This is a genomic window from Klebsiella sp. M041, from assembly GCF_059759695.1.
Genome location: NZ_JCAXWU010000005.1, coordinates 100,554 through 121,340 on the forward strand (window position 1 = coordinate 100,554; position 20,787 = coordinate 121,340).

Annotated in this window: 19 protein-coding genes and 1 pseudogene; 9 read left to right on the forward strand and 11 right to left on the reverse strand. The window is 59.8% G+C overall.

What is annotated here, in order from left to right:
• Positions 1-125: 125 nt before the first annotated feature.
• Both AC6CWS_RS07745 and AC6CWS_RS07750 read right to left on the reverse strand, forming a co-directional pair.
• Positions 126-902, reverse strand: a complete 777-nt coding sequence (locus tag AC6CWS_RS07745; RefSeq protein ID WP_065884038.1) for a lysine/arginine/ornithine ABC transporter substrate-binding protein — start codon at positions 900-902, stop codon at positions 126-128.
• A gap of 19 nt (positions 903-921) precedes the next feature.
• Positions 922-2,100 (reverse strand): M20 aminoacylase family protein, encoded by a 1,179-nt coding sequence (locus tag AC6CWS_RS07750; protein ID WP_065884040.1) that lies wholly within the window; start codon positions 2,098-2,100, stop codon positions 922-924.
• Between the two features lie 233 nt (positions 2,101-2,333).
• On the opposite strand from AC6CWS_RS07750, the gene AC6CWS_RS07755 reads away from it, so the two are divergent.
• On the forward strand, positions 2,334-2,921 hold the full coding sequence (locus AC6CWS_RS07755) for a lipid-binding SYLF domain-containing protein (protein ID WP_048296942.1): 588 nt from the start codon (positions 2,334-2,336) through the stop codon (positions 2,919-2,921).
• A gap of 60 nt (positions 2,922-2,981) precedes the next feature.
• Here AC6CWS_RS07755 and AC6CWS_RS07760 read toward each other — a convergent pair whose 3' ends face one another.
• Positions 2,982-3,437 carry an RcnB family protein gene (locus AC6CWS_RS07760; RefSeq protein WP_023288701.1) on the reverse strand — a complete coding sequence of 152 codons (456 nt, stop codon included), beginning with the start codon at positions 3,435-3,437 and terminating at the stop codon, positions 2,982-2,984.
• A 178-nt stretch (positions 3,438-3,615) separates the two neighbouring features.
• Entirely contained in the window at positions 3,616-4,005 is a 390-nt protein-coding gene (locus AC6CWS_RS07765; RefSeq protein ID WP_023288700.1) for a KPN_00521 family repetitive protein, read from the reverse strand.
• A 269-nt stretch (positions 4,006-4,274) separates the two neighbouring features.
• On the opposite strand from AC6CWS_RS07765, the gene AC6CWS_RS07770 reads away from it, so the two are divergent.
• The 3 genes from AC6CWS_RS07770 to AC6CWS_RS07780 are packed head-to-tail and all read left to right on the forward strand — an operon-like array spanning position 4,275 to position 7,276.
• Entirely contained in the window at positions 4,275-5,393 is a 1,119-nt protein-coding gene (locus AC6CWS_RS07770; RefSeq protein WP_065884043.1) for an ABC transporter substrate-binding protein, read from the forward strand.
• Positions 5,394-5,453: 60 nt separating this feature from the next.
• Positions 5,454-6,482 (forward strand): FecCD family ABC transporter permease, encoded by a 1,029-nt coding sequence (locus AC6CWS_RS07775; protein ID WP_072096506.1) that lies wholly within the window; start codon positions 5,454-5,456, stop codon positions 6,480-6,482.
• Positions 6,479-7,276, forward strand: coding sequence for an ABC transporter ATP-binding protein (locus tag AC6CWS_RS07780; RefSeq protein ID WP_065884045.1), 798 nt, complete (start codon positions 6,479-6,481; stop codon positions 7,274-7,276). The genes AC6CWS_RS07775 and AC6CWS_RS07780 overlap by 4 nt, the downstream gene beginning before the upstream one ends.
• 41 nt (positions 7,277-7,317) lie before the next feature.
• Here AC6CWS_RS07780 and AC6CWS_RS07785 read toward each other — a convergent pair whose 3' ends face one another.
• The 3 genes from AC6CWS_RS07785 to AC6CWS_RS07795 form a co-directional block, all read right to left on the reverse strand.
• Positions 7,318-8,460 (reverse strand): HlyD family secretion protein, encoded by a 1,143-nt coding sequence (locus AC6CWS_RS07785; protein WP_080901322.1) that lies wholly within the window; start codon positions 8,458-8,460, stop codon positions 7,318-7,320.
• A complete protein-coding gene (locus AC6CWS_RS07790; protein WP_065884049.1) occupies positions 8,460-8,804 on the reverse strand; it encodes a DUF3302 domain-containing protein in 345 nt (114 codons plus the stop codon). The genes AC6CWS_RS07785 and AC6CWS_RS07790 overlap by 1 nt, the downstream gene beginning before the upstream one ends.
• A 136-nt stretch (positions 8,805-8,940) precedes the next feature.
• The gene (locus AC6CWS_RS07795; protein ID WP_072420810.1) at positions 8,941-9,582 is read right to left on the reverse strand and encodes a Crp/Fnr family transcriptional regulator; all 642 of its coding nucleotides are present in this window, start codon (positions 9,580-9,582) and stop codon (positions 8,941-8,943) included.
• 237 nt (positions 9,583-9,819) lie between these two features.
• Here AC6CWS_RS07795 and cscK point away from each other — a divergent pair, with 237 nt between their 5' ends.
• The 5 genes from cscK to AC6CWS_RS07820 all read left to right on the forward strand — a co-directional run bounded on the left by cscK (position 9,820) and on the right by AC6CWS_RS07820 (position 16,334).
• Entirely contained in the window at positions 9,820-10,743 is a 924-nt protein-coding gene (gene cscK, locus AC6CWS_RS07800) for a fructokinase (protein WP_065884050.1), read from the forward strand.
• Positions 10,744-10,907: 164 nt separating this feature from the next.
• Positions 10,908-12,425: a carbohydrate porin gene (locus tag AC6CWS_RS07805; RefSeq protein ID WP_023288692.1), complete on the forward strand. Its 1,518-nt coding sequence runs from the start codon at positions 10,908-10,910 to the stop codon at positions 12,423-12,425.
• A gap of 104 nt (positions 12,426-12,529) precedes the next feature.
• Complete coding sequence (locus AC6CWS_RS07810) at positions 12,530-13,900, forward strand: sucrose-specific PTS transporter subunit IIBC (protein WP_023288691.1); 1,371 nt, start codon at positions 12,530-12,532, stop codon at positions 13,898-13,900.
• Positions 13,900-15,300 carry a sucrose-6-phosphate hydrolase gene (locus AC6CWS_RS07815; protein WP_044521387.1) on the forward strand — a complete coding sequence of 467 codons (1,401 nt, stop codon included), beginning with the start codon at positions 13,900-13,902 and terminating at the stop codon, positions 15,298-15,300. The genes AC6CWS_RS07810 and AC6CWS_RS07815 overlap by 1 nt, the downstream gene beginning before the upstream one ends.
• Before the next feature lie 23 nt (positions 15,301-15,323).
• Positions 15,324-16,334, forward strand: coding sequence for a LacI family DNA-binding transcriptional regulator (locus tag AC6CWS_RS07820; protein WP_017898803.1), 1,011 nt, complete (start codon positions 15,324-15,326; stop codon positions 16,332-16,334).
• 47 nt (positions 16,335-16,381) lie between these two features.
• On the opposite strand, the pseudogene AC6CWS_RS07825 reads toward AC6CWS_RS07820, so the two are convergent.
• From AC6CWS_RS07825 to AC6CWS_RS07840, 4 genes and pseudogenes are all read right to left on the reverse strand, one after another.
• Positions 16,382-16,991 (reverse strand): annotated as a pseudogene (locus AC6CWS_RS07825) (hypothetical protein).
• Between the two features lie 185 nt (positions 16,992-17,176).
• Positions 17,177-18,199, reverse strand: coding sequence for an ABC transporter permease (locus AC6CWS_RS07830; protein ID WP_004152946.1), 1,023 nt, complete (start codon positions 18,197-18,199; stop codon positions 17,177-17,179).
• Positions 18,200-18,218: 19 nt separating this feature from the next.
• Complete coding sequence (locus AC6CWS_RS07835) at positions 18,219-19,703, reverse strand: sugar ABC transporter ATP-binding protein (protein WP_004202401.1); 1,485 nt, start codon at positions 19,701-19,703, stop codon at positions 18,219-18,221.
• Between the two features lie 32 nt (positions 19,704-19,735).
• Complete coding sequence (locus tag AC6CWS_RS07840; RefSeq protein WP_002892597.1) at positions 19,736-20,659, reverse strand: sugar ABC transporter substrate-binding protein; 924 nt, start codon at positions 20,657-20,659, stop codon at positions 19,736-19,738.
• Positions 20,660-20,787: the final 128 nt, after the last annotated feature.

The following is a 20,787-nucleotide window of genomic DNA, read 5'->3' on the forward strand; positions in this document are numbered from 1 at the left end:
GAGTACTCCTTAGCTTATATTCTGCTTCCCTCAGGTAACCACAGGGGTCAGGAGAGGAGGTCGATTGGATAATCAGAAAAGGAATCTTACGGCGGGCGATCCTTGCCCGCGGGTACACTCAGACATTATGTCCCGGAATAAACATCAAAGCTAAAATATTTGCTGGCTAATTTTTTATAGGTGCCGTCGGCAAGGATCTTCGAAATCGCGCCGTTTATTTCCTGACGCAGCGCCTCATCGTCTTTACGCAAGCCGATCGCCGCCCCGGCGCCAAACAGCGTATCATCCTGCAGATGGCCGCCGACAAAGGTGAATGCCTTACCCTGCGGCTGCTGCAGGAAGCTGTAGTCGGCCATCATCCCGGAAAGCACCGCGCCGTCGATGCGCCCGGACTCCAGATCGCGCACCACGCTATCGGCCCCCTGGTAGGCCACAATGTTGATCCCCTGCGGACGCCAGTGCTGATTGACGTAAGTCTCCTGCGCCGAACCCTGCTCGACGCCGATGGTTTTGCCCTTCAGCTGCGCCGGCGTATTGCCTTGCAGGGTATTTTTACGCGCCACGAGGAACACCGGCCCGTTATACAGCTTGTCGCTAAAGGCAATCTGCGCTTTACGCTTCTCGGTCATGTACATCCCGGAAAGGATGGCGTCGAATTTCCGCGCCTTCAGCGCCGGGATAATGCCGTCGAAATTGCTTTCCACCCACACGCATTTCGCCTGCAGCTGCTGGCAAATGGCGTTGCCTAGATCGATATCAAACCCCGCCAGCTTGCCCTGCGGATCCTTCCATTCAAACGGCGCGAAGGTCGGGTCGACGCCGAAGCGGATCGCCTTTCCCCCGTCGGCCAGCGCCGACGTCGACGCCATTAACGCCAGCCATAGCAACAGTGATTTTTTCATTCCAGTTCTTCTCCAGAGGTTAACGGCAGTGCTTTTCCACCAGGCGGGCGAACAGCGTCGCGCCGGTGGTGATAATGTCATCATTGAAGTCGTAGCCGGGGTTATGCACCATGCAGCCGCCCTTCTCCCCCTGCTCGCCGTTGCCCAGCAGGAAGTAGCAGCCCGGACGTTCGCGCAGCATAAAGGCGAAGTCCTCGCTGGCGTTCATCGGCGAGACCGACTCCAGCACCCCCTCGCGACCAAACACCTCCAGCGCCAGCGCCCGGGCGAAATCAGTCTCTTCGGGGCTGTTGGTTAATACCGGGTAGGAGTCGTAAACCTCTACTGCGCTGCTGGCGCCATAGCTTTTGGCGGTAAATTCGCTGAGCTCGTGAATACGTTTGATCAGCAGGTCGCGGATTTCCGGCTTCATCGCCCGCACGCTGAGCTCCATCACCACGCTCTCCGGAATAACGTTGGAGGCGATACCGGCCTGGAAGGTGCCGACGCTGACCACCGCCGTTTCGCCCGGCGGCACGTTGCGCGCCACGATGCTCTGCAGAGCCATCACCAGCGCCGCGCCGGCGACGATCGGGTCGACGGTGCGCTCCGGATGGGCGCCGTGGCCGCCGTAGCCGGTAAGGGTGATTTTGACGGTGTCCGCCGAGGCCATAAAGTTACCGGCGTAGAAGCCCAGCTTGCCCACCGGCAGCCCCGGCATGTTGTGCAGACCGAAAATGCGTTCGCAGGGGAACTGCTCAAACAGGCCGTCTTTAATCATTAAATCGGCGCCGCCGATAGCCTCTTCCGCCGGCTGAAAAATCAGATGCACCGTGCCGTTGAACTGACAGGCCGGCGAGGCGATATATTTCGCCGCCGCCAGCAGAATGGTGGTATGACCGTCATGACCGCAGGCGTGCATTTTCCCCGACACCGTGCTGGCCCAGGGTAAACCAGTGGTTTCATGAATCGGCAGAGCGTCCATATCGGCGCGCAGGCCGATGGTGCGCGGCGAGTCGCCTTTGCTCAGGCTGCCGACCACGCCGGTCTTGCCGAGGCCGCGCGTCACCAGGTAGCCCCACTCGGTCAGCTTGCCGGCAACCAGTTCGCTGGTATTAAACTCTTCCAGACTTAATTCCGGATTGGCATGTAAATAATGACGCAGAGAAATCATTTCCGCTTCCGTCGCTTTAATTTCTGGAATTACATAATCACTCATGCCGCTCTCCGGGAAATATCGTAAGGACTTAACACGGTATCGTGGTGAAAACTTTATGCAAGCAGGATTTCTAATACCGGCGATGGCGGCATCTTATTTAATAATGCGTTCACAACAGTGTAATAAGCATTAAAAACGGCGAAGTTTAAAAATAAACGTTTATTTTATGGAGAATTAACCATTATTTACCCTACCATCCCCGGCCATATTCAGATTTAAATAAAAAGATTTCTATGAAATTACAGACGCTTTTCCTCGTCGCCATGACCGCGCTGGCGGGCTGCAGCGCGCAGGGCGATACCGCCAGCCAGCAGCGGGCCAGCATTCAGAAGATGCGCAACGAAACTCTCAATAAACTTTACACCCTGCAGCCCGAGGCCCGCAGCGATATTCAGCATGCGAAGGGTTATGCGGTATTCGCCAATAACAGCAGCAAGATCCTGCTGTTCGGATTTGGCAGCGGCTACGGCGTGGTGCGGGATACGGCCTCCGGGAAGGACACCTATATGAAAATGGCCCAGGGCGGCGCCGGTCTGGGAATAGGGATCAAGCAGCAGCGCACGGTGCTGGTCTTCCATGATAAAGCGGCCCTGGATCGCTTTATCCGCCAGGGATATATGGTCGGCGCCGATGCGAACGCCGCGGCGAAATATGATGACAAAGGCATCGCGCCGATCGCCGCCTCCGCGAACGGCGTAGCGAAGGACACCTCCTCGCTGCCGTCAAAAGTGAACGTCTATGAAATCACCGACAAGGGCCTGGCCGCCCAGGCGATGGTCAATGGCTATAAATACTGGCCGGATGACGAACTGAACCCGTAGCCCCGGCGATGATCCATCGCCGGGTCAGGTGTTCCCTGCCCGGCGTTGGGAGACGTGCATTTAGTGGCCGAGGGCGCCGCTCACCAGAATCGAGGTGATGATCCCGGTCGCCGCGGCGATCAGCACATAGTTACCGTCGATATAGGACCAGTGATGGCCCTCCGGCGGGGGCGGCAGGCCGCGGTCGCTCCAGTCACGGACGCGATACTCATCGCCACGGAACGGCGCCGGAGCCGGGTGGCCTTTGCGGAAATCGTTACCGCGCCAGGCGAAATGGTCCTGCTCATGACGTGCCTGATCGCGTTTGTCATGACCGTCACGATCCGGGCCACGCTGGTCATGGTCACCCTGATGATGCGCGTCAGGTCCGCCCTGCGGCGCATGCCCATTATGATCCGGACCGTTCTGCCACACCGTTGGCTGCCCCGGGCGATGGCCGTCGTTCGGGCCATCGGCAAAGGCCGGGACGCTCAGCACAGTGGATAACATTACCGCCAGAGAAATCATCTTTTTCATCGTACACCTCCTGATTGAAGTTCTTTGTAACGGGAAAATGTGAAGAAAGAGTGAGTATCCGCTTAACCAGGACGATTCCTGGCACCTGGGGTTTCTGCTGTCGGCGAAGGCATTATGGGGGAGGACGAGCAATAAAAAAGGCCGCTCTCGCGACCTTTATTCAGACTGCTATCAGGACTTACTCAGTCACTTTATTTTTTAACTCTTCAGCGCCGGATTTGGTTTTATCCCAGCCCTTTTCTGCGCCGGATTTGGTGGCGTTCCAGCCTTTTTCGCTGACCTCTTTGGTCTTATCCCAACCTTTCTCAGTCCCTTCTTTGGTCTTGTTCCAGGTCTTCTGCGCGCCTTCGCTCACCTGGCTGCCGACGCTATCCTGTTTGCCTTCGGCCGCATGTTTCGCCTTCAGCTGCTGCTCTTCGCCCTCGTGCTGGGCCTGGTGCAGCTTCTCTTTGGCGGTGTTGGCGTTGGCATTGGCCGCCGCGACGGTATCATCTGTTGCATGTGTTGTCGCAGCAAAAACCGGAGCCGCAACCAGAATAGCCGATAACGCAATCATTGCTTTTTTCATAATATCCTCTCTCACATGTCATGTTATGAGTCGCATTCAGGATGGCACAGCGAACCGGGGATGACATTAGGAATTAGCCTGAAAAACGTTTTCGACCTCCAATCATGGCAGAAAATGCTGCCGCCGCGCGCCCTGTCGACGTTCACATAATTTCCAACACGTTTGTTACATTTCGTGAAATTTGCCCTTGATATACTTGCCGTTGAGGTTTACTCGAGAATAATTCTCAGAATCATTATATTTATAAATTGGCAAACGGAACTCCTTTTATGGCAAGAAAATCAGTAAGATCGCTGTTGCTTACTGCGCTGATCGCGACGCCCTTCCTCAGCTATGCGACCCAATATCCGCTGACGGTTACCGACCTTGACGGCCGGCAGGTCACCCTGGTCAAAGAGCCGCAGCGTATTATTTTGCAGGATGGTCGCGACATTATGACCCTCGCCCTGCTGGACCGGGACAATCCGTTTAAGCGGCTGGTGGCATGGAATAATCTGGCGAAAAAGCAGGATGTTGCCACTTGGCAGATGCTGAAAACGGCGTGGCCGCAGTCGGCTACGATTCTGGACATGGGCTTCAGCGACAAGGGGAACGTCGATCTTGAAAGCGTCATCGCCCGCCAGCCGGATCTGATGATCGCCCAGCTGCGCGCCAGGCCTGCGCTGATGGAGAGCGGGGTCATTGACAAGCTTAGCGCCCTGCACGTTCCGGTGCTGTTTGTCGACTATGAGATCGACCCGGCGAAAGATACCGCCCCCAGCATCGACCTGCTGGGCAAAGTGCTTAACCGCGAGAGCCAGGCCAAAGCCTTTACCGATTACTATCGCCATCAGCTGCAGACAATTCGTCAGAAAACCGCAGCCATCACGCCGAAGGCCAACGTCTTCGTGGAAGCGCTGGCCGGCAACAGCGACGCCTGCTGCTTTACTCATGGCCACAGCGGCTGGGGCGGGCTGGTGGAGGCGGTCGGGGCGAACAATATCGGTTCGCAGCTGCTGCCGGGCGCCTCCGGGTTCGTCTCGCTGGAGAAAATCATCAGCATGAAGCCCGACGCCTGGATCATGACCGGCTCGAAGCGTGGCAACAGCCAGGTGCTGCCCCTGGGCTATGAAGTCAAGCCGGAGTCGGTGAAGGCCCAGGCGCAGACGCTGCTGGCGCGGCCAGGGGTCAGCCAGATCCCGGCGGTACAGGAAAAGCGAGCGTATGGCGTCTATCACCACTTCTATAACCACCCGTGGAATATTGTCGGCATGGAATATCTGGCGAAAGATATCTATCCGCAGGCCTTCCGCGATCTCAACCCGGATGAGACTTATCATTATATCGTGCGCCATTTCACCGACCTGCCGGACCAGCCGTTCGTCTTTTCCTGGCAACAGAGCGAGTAATCCGGCATGCGTTTAACTTCCGACTCCGTTCTGGACGGGCTGCCCGCCGGGACGCCTGGCGTGATGGATCATTATCGCCATATCGTGCGTCGCCGCCTGCTGCTGATGCTGCTGCTGGCGCTGTTGATTGTCGCTTCGCTGCTGCTCGATTTTATGCTCGGCCCCTCCGGACTGCCGCTGCAGAGCCTGTGGCAGACGTTAACCGATCCGGCCAGCGCCGATCCGGGCACTCGCGCTATCGTCTGGGACATCCGGCTGCCCTATGCGGTGATGGCGATTATCGTTGGTCTGGCGCTGGGACTAGCCGGTGCCGAAATGCAGACCATCCTCAATAACCCGCTGGCCAGTCCGTTTACCCTCGGCGTCTCCTCGGCTGCGGCGTTTGGCGCCGCGCTGGCGATTGTACTGGGTATTGGCCTGCCCGGTATTCCCGGCCAGTGGTTTATCTCGGCCAACGCCTTTATCTTCGCCCTGCTGGCGGCCCTGCTGCTGGACGGCATTACCCGCTGGACCCAGGTGGCCACCTCTGGCGTCATTCTGTTCGGCATCGCGCTGGTCTTTACCTTTAACGCCCTGGTCTCGATGCTGCAGTTTATCGCCAATGAAGACACGCTGCAGGGGCTGGTGTTCTGGACCATGGGCAGCATCGACCGCGCCTCCTGGAGCAAAGTCGCCATCCTGCTGGTCGCCCTGGCGCTGGTGATGCCCCTGTCGCTGCGCAGCGCGTGGAAGCTGACCGCCCTGCGGCTGGGCGAGGACCGGGCCATCAGCTTTGGCATTAACGTTCGCCGTCTGCGCCTGGCCACACTGCTGCGGATCAGCATTTTGTCGGCGCTTTCGGTGGCCTTTGTCGGGCCAATCGGCTTTATCGGCCTGGTGGCGCCGCATATTGCGCGGATGCTCTTCGGCGAAGACCATCGCTTTTACCTGCCCGCCAGCGCGCTGATCGGCGCCCTGGTGCTCTCCCTGGCCTCCATCGCCTCGAAGAACCTGATCCCGGGGGCCATTATTCCGGTGGGGATCGTCACTTCCCTGGTAGGGGTCCCGTTCTTTTTAAGCATTATTTTACGTCACCGGGGGCAGGTATGAGCGACCAGACGTTATCCGGGCTATCGCTGTCTCACTTCAGCGCCGGCTACCCCAGACGCAAGGTGATCGAGAACCTGACGGTTCCCCATCTGCCGCGGGGGAAAATCACCGCGCTGCTGGGGCCAAACGGCAGCGGTAAATCGACGTTAATGCGGGCGATGGCGGGTCTGGGCCCCTGCCGCGGCGAGCTGCTGCTGGAGGGGGAAAATCTGCTGACGCAGCCGTTCGCACGTCGCGCGGAACAGGTGGTCTATCTTCCGCAGACGCTGCCCGCCGGCGTGCATCTGCATGTGCTGGAGTCGATTATCGTGGCCCAGCGCGCCGCCGGAGGACGCCACAGTCCGCAGCACCAGGAGGAGGTGATGGCGCTGCTGCGCCAACTGGGAATTGCCCACCTGGCGATGAGCTACCTCGATCAGCTCTCCGGCGGGCAAAAACAGCTGGTGGGTCTCGCCCAGTCGTTGATTCGCCAGCCGCGCCTGCTACTGCTTGACGAACCGCTCAGCGCGCTTGATCTCAACTATCAATTTCACGTGATGGATCTGGTGCGCCGGGAGGCCCGACGGCGCAACATCGTGACCCTGGTGGTGGTGCACGATATCAATATTGCCCTGCGTCACGCCGACCATGTGCTGATGCTCAAAGCGGGCCAGCTGCTCGGCGACGGCACCCCGGCCGCGGTCATCACCCCCGAGACCCTGGCGGCCGTCTACGGCGTGCGCGGTCGTATTGAGCCCTGTTCGCAGGGGGTGCGGCAGGTGATTATTGACGGGCTGGTGGACAGCGAGGCCTGACCGCGGCGTGGGGAGGGTACGGCCTCCCCGCGCCCGCCGGCTTAGTGATCGAGATAGATATAGTTTTCCCAGCTCTTCATGCGGATCAGGATCTTCCGGATCAGCGACAGCTCTTTCAGATGATCCGAGTAGACCGCCGCCTCGAGGGTGGCCCCCTGCGGCAGGGCGTATTCGGCAAAACGCGGATCGGTCACCTTCAGCACCACCAGCGCCCGGCCATGGGTATTGAGCGCGTCCGTGGTCAGCAGTTTGCCCTGGCCCTGAAACTGACTCTCGCCAATCGCCGGCAGCACGTCGGCCACTTCCCCGCGGAAGACGGTGCCCGGAATGGCCGGAAACATCAGCTCCGCGGGCTCGCCTTTGTGCAGACGCTGCAGGGCGTTCTGGCGAAATGCCGCGACATACTCCCGCGAGGCGTCGCCCTCCACCGGCACAAAGGTCATCACTGGCAGCATCCCCAGCGCGGTGGACATGGTGCCTGGCCGTAAGCCGACGGTGCTGACATAGCCGTCTTCCGGGGCGCGGACGACGGTGTTATCCAGCTGAAACTGCGCCTTCTGCAACTGCGCCAGCAGGGAGGCCACGGTGGTATTTTTGCCCTTCACCACCGAGTCCAGCGCGTTACGCGCCTGAACCACGTTCGCCTGAGCCGCGCTGACGCTGGCTTCATCGGCTTTCCACGTCTGCAGACGGGTATCGACCATTTGATCGGAGAAGGCGCCCTGGGCATGCCCCTCCCGAAAGCGGGCATACTCCCGCCGCGACTGGTCGCGCTGGGCCACCGCTCTGTTCAGCTCGGCCTCCGCCTGGCTTAACGCGGCGTTGAGGGAGAGCGCATCCTGACTGGCCGCTTTAATTTGCGCCTGCAGATCGTCCACCTTTGCCTGGAACGGCGTCGGGTCGAGAGTAAACAGCACATCACCCTTATGCAGCCTCTGGTTAGGCTTCACCGGTACGGTCTGCACCCGACCGCGCACCTGCGACACAATCGGCACGGTGCGAAACACCTGATTACCGACGTCGGTATAGGGGAAGTTGTAGTTCATCCCGAAGATCACCGCGCCAATCAGGGCGATACCGCCGAGCACCGCCGTCGGCACGGTCCACTTATTGAGCGGAATGCGGAATACTTTAAACACCACGATGCATAGCGCGGCGTAGGTCAGCAACATTAACGTTTCCATTATTTTGCCTCCTTCGCTTTAAGTTCCTCGACCTCGCGCTGCACCTGCTCCAGTCGCTGAGTGACCGTCTCCAGACGCTGATGCAGGGCCTGCTGATCGTCGGCGATGCGGCGCATTCCCCATCCGCGGTCTTCGCGCCATAGCGTCGCCCAGATCCACAACAAGGGCCACAGGGCATGCAGGGTGAATAAGCTGACCCAGCCGGCATAATGAATCGCATCCTGATGAGGATGGCGCCGCTCTTTGGCGATTTCATAAGGAATATCGTGAATAACAATCACGCCATAAAAAAGTATTAAGGCCACGGCGATGAGAATGGCCAGCGCCACATAGTCCAGGGTCATAAAATAACTCCAGAGTGAAAGGTTAAATAAATAAAACGGCCAGGTTCAGGCGTAACGGGGCCGGGGAAAACGCGCGCGTAGCGCTTTCCCCGGGCGGGTTTTAGCGACGTTATGTCGGGGAGCCGACGAACCTGAATCAGAATTTCTCAGGAATATGACGGTCGATGGAAATCAGTTTGCCTTTTTTCACCGTGATATATCCTCCCTCGCGCAGGGCGGCCAGCACCTGATAAACATAGCTGCGCGAAAGATTGGTTCGTTTAATAATAAATGCCGACAGGCTTTCATGCTGACCACCATCGATTCCTCCACGATATAAATAGCGCGACAGCATTGATTTAATGGTCTGAAAGCTGGTCTGGCTGCCGCGTTCATAGTGGGCATCAAGGGCAAATATGCCCATATAGGCCAGGATCGTGGTCAGCTCTTGCATATAGCCCGGCGACGAATGAAAGAATATCCGTTCAAAATCGCTGGCAGATATTTTCGCCAGCTGGCATTCGCCCAGACACCGATAATAGAGCGCCACCGACGGACAATAATGTTCAAGCAGCCCTAACGGCATATGCGCGATAACAATCCCGAGCAGGTTCTGCTCATCACCAAAGGCCAACGTCATTTGCCCCTGCAGCAAAAAATAGAGATAGCCCGGCTGCGGCAGAAATGGCTGGTCTTTACTCAGGCTCAGGGTTTCACTGCAGGCGATGACCGCCGGCAGGTGCGTGGTCAGCGACAGCTTCTGGTACCGATCGTAAATATCGCCAAAACTGGGGTTCATCGCGCTACGCACTCCTTCACCTTTTATCACCGCGGCGGGGTTAACCGCGGCCTGTGGAACTATACCTAAGCGGGTCAGGAAGGAAAAGTCCAGATCTGGAGTGGCGAAATATTCCGCCTGGCTCACATTTTTTACCCTCGCCCCGCCCTTTCATCCACCAATCGTTCCGCTTGCCGCCAGGCTGTGCTTTAATTAGCTAAACCGGTTTAACAAAGTTTAGCTAAGAGGAGCTGTCCTATGAATAGTAAAATCTGGGTACTCGGCGATGCGGTCGTCGATCTCCTGCCCGACGGAGAGGGCCGCCTGCTGCAATGCCCCGGCGGCGCGCCGGCCAACGTCGCGGTCGGCGTGGCGCGGCTCGGCGGCGACAGCGGGTTTATCGGCCGCGTCGGCGACGATCCGTTCGGTCGCTTTATGCGCCACACCCTGGCGCAGGAACAGGTCGATGTGGATTTTATGCGCCTCGACGCGACGCAGCGCACCTCCACGGTGGTGGTCGATCTCGATCGGCACGGGGAGCGCACCTTTACCTTTATGGTTCGCCCGAGCGCCGACCTGTTTCTTGCGCCTGAGGATCTTCCGCCGTTCGCCGCCGGCCAGTGGCTGCACGTCTGCTCTATCGCCCTCAGCGCGGAACCGAGCCGCAGCACGGCATTCGCGGCGATGGAGGCGATAAAGCGCGCCGGGGGCTATGTCAGCTTCGACCCCAATATCCGCAGCGACCTGTGGCAGGATCCGCAGGAGCTGCGCGACTGTCTCGACCGGGCGCTGGCCCTCGCCGACGCCATAAAACTGTCGGAAGAGGAGCTGGCTTTTATCAGCGGCAGCGACGACATCGTCAGCGGCATCGCCCGGCTGAACGCCCGCTTCCAGCCGACGCTGCTGCTGGTCACCCAGGGCAAAGCGGGAGTCCAGGCCGCGCTGCGCGGGCAGGTTAGCCACTTCCCCGCCCGCCCGGTAGTGGCCGTCGATACCACCGGCGCCGGCGATGCCTTTGTCGCCGGGCTGCTCGCCGGGCTCGCCGCCCACGGCATCCCTGACAACCTCGCCGCCCTGGCGCCGGACCTTGCGCTGGCGCAAACCTGCGGCGCGCTGGCCACCACCGCCAAAGGCGCCATGACCGCCCTGCCCTACAGGGAGGATCTTCAGCGCTCGCTGTGATCCCGTTGGGCCGGCTAACGGCCCACTTTGCTGGCGACATCACAATTCTTAAACCGGTTTAGCAATTTTTATTTTCACTGCGTTACCGACATGTTTACCATATCAACTAAACCGGTTTAGCAAACGTTAGCACACTCACTGATTTACCTTTGGATGTCACCAACATGTATAAAAAACGGAAGTTAGCCATTCTTATTGCTTTGCTAACCGGCGCCGCCGCCGCCCATGGGCAGACAGACCTGAACAGCATTGAAGCGCGTCTCGCCGCCCTGGAAAAACGTCTGCAGGATGCCGAGACCCGCGCCAGTACCGCCGAAAGCCGCGCCGCCTCAGCGGAGCAGAAAGTTCAGCAGCTAACCCAGCAGCAGCAGCAAACCCAGGCCACCACCCAGCAGGTGGCCAAGCGCACCACCCAACTGGAAGAAAAAGCCGAACGGCCCGGCGGCTTTGAGTTCCACGGCTACGCCCGCTCCGGGGTGATCATGAACGACTCCGCCGCCAGCACGAAATCCGGGGCCTATATGACCCCCGCCGGGGAGACCGGCGGCGCCATTGGTCGTCTTGGCAACCAGGCCGACACCTATGTGGAAATGAACCTCGAACATAAGCAGACCCTGGACAACGGGGCGACCACCCGTTTCAAAGTGATGGTGGCCGACGGGCAAACTACCTATAACGACTGGACGGCGAGCAGCAGCGACCTGAACGTGCGCCAGGCGTTCGTCGAGCTCGGAAACCTGCCGACCTTCGAGGGTCCGTTCAAAGGCTCGACCCTGTGGGCCGGGAAACGCTTTGACCGCGACAACTTCGACATCCACTGGGTTGACTCGGATGTGGTGTTCCTTGCCGGGACCGGCGGCGGGATCTACGACGTGAAGTGGAACGACAGCCTGCGCAGCAACTTCTCGTTATATGGCCGCAACTTTGGCGATATCGCCGACAGCAGCAACAGCGTGCAGAACTATATCGTCAGCATGAATAACTTTGCCGGCCCGGTGCAGATGATGGTCAGCGGGATGCGGGCGAAAGATAATGACGACCGCCAGGACGCGAACGGCAATCTGGTGAAAGGCGATGCCGCTAACACCGGGGTTCATGCCCTGCTGGGTCTGCACAATGAGAGCTTCTATGGCCTGCGCGACGGGACCAGCAAAACGGCCCTGCTGTATGGCCACGGACTGGGCGCCGAGGTTAAAGGCATCGGTTCCGACGGCGCGCTGCGTCCGGGGGCCAATACCTGGCGTTTCGCCAGCTACGGCACCACGCCGCTGAGCGATCGCTGGTTTATTGCCCCGGCCGTGCTGGCGCAGAGCAGTAAAGACCGCTATGTCGATGGCGACAGCTATCAGTGGGCCACTCTTAACCTGCGTCTGATTCAGGAGGTCACGCAGAACTTCGCCCTCGCCTGGGAGGGCACTTATCAGTACATGGATCTGCAGCCTGAAGGCTACAACGATCGCCATGCGGTCAACGGCAGCTTCTACAAGCTGACCTTCGCCCCGACCTTCAAGGTCGGCAGCATCGGCGACTTCTTCTCGCGCCCGGAGATCCGCTTCTACACCTCGTGGATGGACTGGAGCAAAAAGCTGGATAACTACGCCAACGACGACGCGTTAGGCAGCAACGGATTCAAATCGGGCGGCGAATGGTCGTTCGGTATGCAAATGGAGACCTGGTTCTGACGTGAACCCGGAAGACAGGGTAAGTCACACATAAATATAAGGTTCGCGGTGCCTGCCACGGCCGGCGCCGCCCACGCCATATCATCATGCATTCAGAGGGTACTATGGATTTTGAACAGATTTCCCGCTCACTGCTTCCCCTGCTGGGCGGCAAGGAAAATATCGCCAGCGCCGCGCACTGCGCCACCCGCCTGCGGCTGGTGCTGGTCGACGACGCGCTCGCCGACCAGCAGGCGATTGGCAAAATCGACGGCGTGAAAGGCTGCTTTCGCAATGCCGGCCAGATGCAGATCATCTTCGGCACCGGGGTGGTCAATAAAGTCTATGCCGCCTTTATCCAGGCGGCGGGCATCAGCGAATCGAGCAAATCCGAAGCCGCCGATCTGGCGGCGAAAAAGCTGAACCCGTTCCAGCGCATCGCCCGCCTGCTGTCCAACATCTTCGTGCCGATTATTCCGGCCATCGTCGCCTCCGGCCTGCTGATGGGCCTGCTGGGGATGGTGAAAACCTACGGCTGGGTCGACCCGGGCAACGCTATCTATATCATGCTGGATATGTGCAGCTCGGCGGCGTTTATCATTCTGCCGATCCTGATCGGCTTTACCGCCGCCCGCGAATTTGGCGGTAACCCTTATCTGGGCGCGACCCTCGGCGGGATCCTCACCCACCCGGCGTTGACCAACGCCTGGGGCGTCGCCGCCGGCTTCCACACCATGAATTTCTTCGGCATCGAAGTGGCGATGATCGGCTATCAGGGCACGGTCTTCCCGGTGCTGCTGGCGGTGTGGTTTATGAGCCTTGTCGAGAAACGGCTGCGCCGCATTATCCCTGACGCGCTGGATCTGATCCTCACGCCGTTCCTGACGGTAATTATCTCCGGCTTTATCGCCCTGCTGCTGATCGGCCCGGCCGGCCGCGCGCTCGGCGACGGCATTTCGTTTATCCTCAGCACGCTTATCAGCCACGCCGGCTGGCTGGCGGGCCTGCTGTTTGGCGGCCTCTATTCGGTGATCGTCATTACCGGTATCCATCACAGCTTCCATGCCATCGAGGCGGGCCTGCTCGGCAATCCGTCGATCGGCGTCAACTTCCTGCTGCCGATCTGGGCCATGGCCAACGTCGCCCAGGGCGGCGCCTGCTTTGCGGTGTGGTTTAAAACCAAAGATGCCAAAATCAAAGCTATCACCCTGCCGTCGGCGTTTTCGGCGATGCTGGGGATCACCGAGGCGGCAATCTTCGGGATTAACCTGCGCTTTGTGAAACCGTTCATCGCCGCGCTGGTGGGCGGTGCCGCCGGCGGCGCCTGGGTGGTATCGATGCACGTCTACATGACCGCGGTGGGCCTGACGGCGATCCCGGGAATGGCCATCGTGCAGGCCAGCTCGCTGCTGAACTACATTATCGGGATGGCGATCGCCTTCGCCGTGGCCTTCACGCTCTCTCTGACGCTGAAATACAAAACGGACGCTGAATAATGTCATTACCGTCACGCCTGCCTGCGATCCTGCAGGCCGTTATGCAGGGCCAGCCGCAGGCGCTGGCCGACAGCCATTACCCGCAATGGCATCTGGCGCCGGTCAGCGGACTGCTGAACGATCCCAACGGCTTTTGCCAGGTCGCCGGGCGTTACCACCTGTTTTATCAGTGGAATCCGCTCGCCTGCGACCACACCTACAAGTGCTGGGGACACTGGAGCTCAGCCGATCTGCTGCACTGGCGGCATGAACCTATCGCCCTGATGCCGGATGAAGAGTATGACCGCAACGGCTGCTACTCCGGCAGCGCGGTCGAGTTCGAGGGCGCCCTGACCCTGTGCTATACCGGCAACGTGAAATTCCCCGACGGCGGGCGCACCGCCTGGCAATGTCTGGCGACGGAAAATGCCGATGGCACCTTCCGCAAGCTGGGGCCGGTGCTGCCGCTGCCGGAAGGCTATACCGGCCATGTGCGCGACCCTAAAGTGTGGCGACAGGACGGGCGCTGGTACATGGTCCTCGGGGCGCAGGATGTGCAACAGCGCGGCAAAGTGCTGCTGTTTACCGCCAGCGACCTGCGGGATTGGCGCCTGGTGGGCGAGATAGCCGGGCATGACGTTAACGGCCTGGCGAACGGCGGCTACATGTGGGAGTGCCCGGACCTGTTTCCGCTGGCGGACACCCACCTGCTGATCTGCTGCCCGCAGGGGCTGGCCCGCGAAGCGCAGCGCTTTCTCAATACCTATCCGGCGGTGTGGATGGCAGGCCGTTTCGACGCCGAACGCGGCGCCTTCGACCATGGTCCGCTGCACGAGCTGGACAGCGGATTTGAGTTCTACGCGCCGCAAACCATGCTGGCCGAGGATGGCCGCCGCCTGCTGGTCGGCTGGATGGGCGTCCCGGACGGGGAAGAGATGCATCAACCCACCCGCGCGCAGGGGTGGATCCACCAGATGACCTGCGTGCGCGAGCTGGAGTGGCAGGCGGGCACCCTGTATCAGCGCCCGCTGCGCGAGCTGGCCGCCCTGCGCGGCGAAGCCGAGGGCTGGCGCGGACAGACCCTGCCCCTCGCCCCGATGGAGCTGGCCTTTGACATCGCCCCCAACAGTACGCTGGGGCTGGATTTTGCCGGCGCCCTGCAGCTCACCGTTAACCGCGACGGCCTGCGCCTGTCGCGCCGCGGGCTGCAGACGGCGGAGATGCATCACCGCTACTGGCGCGGCGAGGCGCGGCGCCTGCAGATCTTTATCGACCGCTCCAGCGTGGAGATTTTCATCAACGATGGCGAAGGGGTGATGAGCAGCCGCTTCTTCCCGGGCTATCCGGGGCAGTTAATCTTCAGCGGTGCGACGCCGGTGGCATTCTGCCGCTGGCTGCTGCGGCCATGCATGGTAGAATAACCGTTTTGCTTTCAGGCTCCCGGGTGCTGATGAAAACCAAACGCGTAACTATCAAAGATATCGCCGAACTGGCGGGCGTCTCCAAAGCGACCGCCAGTCTGGTGCTTAACGGTCGTGGCAAAGAGCTGCGCGTGGCGCAGGAGACGCGCGAGCGCGTGCTGGCGATCGCCCGCGAGCAGCACTATCAACCCAGCATTCACGCGCGCTCGCTGCGCGATAACCGCAGCCATACCATTGGCCTGGTGGTGCCGGAAATCACCAACTACGGGTTTGCCGTTTTCTCCCATGAGCTTGAGACGCTCTGCCGGGAAGCCGGCGTGCAGCTGCTTATCTCCTGCACCGACGAAAACCCCGGCCAGGAGAGCGTGGTGGTCAATAACATGATTGCCCGCCAGGTCGACGGCCTGATCGTCGCCTCGTGCATGCACAGTGATGCCGACTACCTGAAGCTCAGCGAACAGCTGCCGGTGGTGCTGTTTGACCGCTCCCCCAGCGACAGCGCCCTGCCGCTGGTGATGACCGACTCGGTCACCCCAACGGCCGAGCTGATCTCCCGCATCGCCCCTCAGCATGCGGACGAGTTCTGGTTTCTCGGCGGCCAGCCGCGGCTATCGCCATCGCGCGACCGGCTGGCGGGATTCACCCAGGGCCTGGCTCAGGCGGGGGTCACGCTGCGTCCCGAGTGGGTGATCAACGGCAACTATCACCCCAGCTCCGGCTATGAGATGTTCGCCGCGCTCTGCGCGCGGCTGGGCCGGCCGCCGAAGGCGCTGTTCACCGCGGCCTGCGGCCTGCTCGAAGGGGTCCTGCGCTATATGAGCCAGCACCATCTGCTGGACTCCAATATTCATCTCGCCAGCTTCGACGATCACTATCTGTACGATTCACTTTCCCTGCGCATTGATACCGTGCAACAGGATAATCGCCAGCTGGCCTGGCACTGCTACGATCTGCTCAGCCAGCTGATCGACGGCCAGGCGCCGGAGCCGCTCCAGCGCTATCTGCCCGCCACCCTGCAGTTTCGCCATGCCTGACGGCGCCGTCGGCAATTAGCGTTTTCGCCGGGCGCGCGCCGCCCGCCTCACCGCCAGCAGCGTGCCGGCGAGCACCGCGCCGAGGCCAATCGTGACCGGCCAACGGTAAGCCATCAGCAGCGAAGGCAATCCGCTGTCCGGCGCCAGCATCACGAGATTCCAGCCCGCCAGGCCCGCATTGCCGTTCAGCGCCCGGCTTAACATCCGCTGATGCGGGGCGAAGGGCTGAATGGTCTGGTAATGGCTGCCGAACAGCGGCGGCTGCATCTCCCTGGGAAATTGCGCCTGAACCTGGGCCAGCACGCTGGCCGGCAGCGCATGCGATGCCGCCAGCAGATGCCCGTCGCTATTCACCAGCAGCAGCTGATAATGTCGCTGCCGGGCCAGGGCATAGAGATCCGCGCGCATCACCGCCAGCGGCCAGGTGGCTTCCCGCTGCCGCGCCGGCGTGTTCATCCGCCGTTCGAGGCGTGACGCCACCCACTGCGCATCCTTCTCCAGCTGCCGGGTATACATTTCGCGGCAAACCTCTCTGGCCAGAAAATGCCCGCCCCGGCCGATGATCAGGATCGCCAGGCCAACGAGCAGCGTGACGATCACGCCCCTTCTTCCCGGTCGCCAGACCGGCGAGGATTTGCCTATGGATGGTGTATTCATACGACTCCAGAAACAAGGGGGCAAGGCGTGGCCCCCTGGCGAATGGACAACAAAAGTCGCGAAACTGTACAGGATGCGCAGCGCGGGAAAAATAGACAGCCTGCGCCAGGCGGGGAGTATTTTGTTTATTTCTGGACAGGGCTGGCGGCAACGACGCGCTTCGCCGTTGCCGCCAGTTGATAAGATTAGTGTTTTTTCCGGTTGCGGCGCATGTCGATGGTCACCGCCGCGACGATAATGATCCCTTTAATAATATCCTGCACGTAGGCATCGACGCCGACAAAGGTAAAGCCGCTCTTGATCAGGCCAAGGATCATCGCGCCAATCAGGGTGCCGGTAATGCGCCCCACCCCGCCCATTAAGCTGCTGCCGCCGATCACCGCTGCGGCAATCGCGTCCAGCTCGTAGGACATCCCCATGCTGGACTGGCCGCTGCTGACGCGCGCCGCCAGCACCACCCCCGCCAGCCCGGAGAGCGCCCCGGCGATGGTGTAGACAATCACCAGGTACTTATTCACGTTGATGCCGGACACTTTGGCCGAGGTCATGTTGCCGCCGATGGCATACACATATTTGCCATACCGGGTATGCTTCAGCGCAATGTGAAACACCGCGGCGATCACGAAGAAGATGATCACCGGCATCGCCCCCTGGCCTATCGCCGTAAAGCTGTCGGAGAGGAAGCTTATCGGATTGCCCTGGGTGTAATACTGCGCCAGACCGCGCGCCGAGACCATCATCCCGAGGGTGGCGATAAACGGCGGGATACCGGTTCGCGTCACCAGGAAACCGTTGGTCAGCCCGCACAGCAGGCCGACGCCGATCCCCGCGCAAATCGGGATCACCGCCGGCAGGTTGACCAGCGCCGGGAACATCGGCGACAGGCTGTCGGAGGTTTGCGCCAGGCTCGCCGCCACCACCGCCGCGAGGGCGATAACCGAGCCGGAGGAGAGGTCAATCCCGGTGGTGATGATCACCTGGGTGACGCCGACGGCGATGATGCCGATGATCGCCACCTGCAGCACAATCAGCACCAGGCGGTTGGTATTGAGCAGGAACGACTGGTCGCGAACATACCAGCCGGCGATTTCAAATGTCAGGGCAATCACCAGCATCACCACAAAGATGCCGGTATCTTTCGGCATTTTATGCCGCAAATTAGCGAAGAAGGAGGAACCCTCGCTGGCCGGAGCCGCCGTTAATTTCATATTACTCATTCTCTGTGCCTCAATGGGATGCCAACGACAAAATGGTTTCCTGGTCGGCTTCGTCTTTTTCCAGGATGCCTGTGATACGACCTTCATGCATCACCATGACCCGGTCACTCATGCCAAGGATTTCCGGCAGCTCAGAGGAGACCATAATGACCGCCACCCCCCGGTTCGCCAGTTCACTGATAAGATGATAAATTTCCGCCTTCGCCCCGACGTCGATGCCGCGGGTCGGCTCATCGAGAATTAAGATTTTCGGTTGCGCTAGCAGCCAGCGCGCAATCAGGACTTTTTGCTGATTCCCCCCGCTGAGGTTATTAATAATTTGATCCATCGTCGGCGTTTTAATATTGAGCCGGCGGATTTGCTCCATGCAGTCTTCGGCCATTTTCACGTGCTGGACAAAACCGCTCTTGCCGATATATTCCGGCATTTTGACGATACTCATATTTTCCAGCACCGACAGCACCAGAAACAGGCCCGACTTTTTGCGGTCTTCGGTTAATAACGCCATCCCCTTTTCAATCGCCACGGAGGGAGAATCAATGGTCACCGGCGCCCCGTCGATCAGCACTTCACCGCTGTCGAAGCGTTCCATACCGAACAGGCTTTCCATCACCTCGCTGCGCCCGGCGCCCACCAGCCCGGCCACGCCGAGGATCTCGCCGCGACGCACCGTAAAGCTGACGTCATGGAACACGCCCTGGCGCGTCAGGTTGCGCACCGTCAGCACCTCTTCGCCGATGGTGTTATTAAATTTCGGGAACAGCTGGGTTAATTCGCGGCCCACCATCTGGGTGATCAGCGACTGGCGGGTAAATTCAGTGGTGTTTTTGCTCCCCACCCAGGTGCCGTCGCGAAAGACGCTGATCTCATCGGTGATGGCGAAGATCTCATCCATTTTATGGCTGATATAGATGATCGCTTTGCCCTGGGCCCGCAGGTCGCGGATGATGGTGAACAGGTGAGCCACCTCGCCTTCGGTCAGTGCCGAAGTAGGCTCATCCATAATCACAATATCCGCGTTCCATGAGACCGCTTTGGCAATCTCCACCATCTGCTGGGCGGCGATGCTCAGGTCGCCCACCAGCCGGTCGGCAGTTAAGCGAATATTCAGCTTATCCAGCAGCGCCTGGGTCTGGCGGGTCAGCTGGCCGTGGTCGACAAAGCCGTACTTCATCGGCTCGCGCCCCAGCCAGATATTTTCCGCCACCGTCATATGTGGCACCAGATTCAGCTCCTGGTGAATCATCGAGATCCCCGAGCGCAGCGCATCCATGGTGTCGGTAAACTCCACCGGCTCCCCTTTCACGCGAATCGATCCTTTATCCGGGCGATAGATACCGATCAGGCACTTCATTAGCGTGGATTTACCGGCGCCGTTCTCGCCCATCAGGGCGTGCACCGTTCCCGGGCGCACGCGTAATGAGACATTGTCGAGCGCCTTCACGCCGGGGAAGAACTTACTGATACCTTCGGCTTCAAGGGCAAAAGCGTTCATACATCCACCTCCGTACCACAGGTTGGCCAGGATTATTTCTGATTACGATTGGTAAATTCAGCCATGTTCTCTTTGGTGATCAGCTGATACGGCACGTCGATGATCTTTTCCACTTTCTCGCCGTTCGCCAGCTTAATGGCCGCGTCTACGGCGCCCTCGCCCTGGCCTTTCGCATCCTGGAAGATGGTGGCGATCATCTTGCCGCTCTTCAGCATCTGCAGCGCATCCGGGGTGCCATCCACGCCGGCAATGAGAATATGGTTCGGGTTTTTACCCAGCGCCTGCAGGGCGCCGATCGCCATTTCATCGTTGTTGGAGGCGATGGCCTGGATATCCTCGCCGCTGGTCATCCAGTTGCTGACCACATCCACGGCGTCATTGCGGGTAAATTTCGCGGTCTGCTTCTGCACGATTTTGATGTTCGGGTATTTCGCCACGACCTCTTCCACCCCTTTGGTGCGGTCGCGAGTGGATTCATTCGCCAGGTCGCCGAGCAGGATCGCCACATTGCCCTTGCCGTTCATCGCCTTCGCCAGCGCTTCCATCTGCAGACGACCGGCGAGAATCGAATCCGACCCCACATAGGCCATCTTGTCGGTCAGCTCCGCCTGCGGGCGACGGTTTACAAACACCAGCGGGATCCCGGCTTTGGTGGCCTGATCCATGATCGGTTTCACCGCGTTGGTATCCACCGGGTTGACGATAATGGCGTCCACGCCCTGGCCGATAAAGTTCTGCACCTGCTGCAGCTGCTGGGAGACATCCCCTTTCGCGTCCTCGATCTGTGATTTCACCCCATCTTTTTTCATCTCTTTTTGCATCGAGGTACGCAGGATCGTCAGGAAGTTATCGTCAAACAGCGCCATCGAGACGCCAATGGAGACATCTTTTGCCATAACCACCGCAGGCAGCATGCAGGCTAACAAAGAGGCAACAATCGTTTTCTTAATATTCATAGTTGATCCTTGATTTTGTAGGTACGCCGGTGAATGAAACAAAATGAAAAATTAATTTCAGTCAGATTGCGACAAATGTCTGTTGTGACGGCGACGGCGCTGCGGGGTTTTCCGCATTTCGTCGTGAT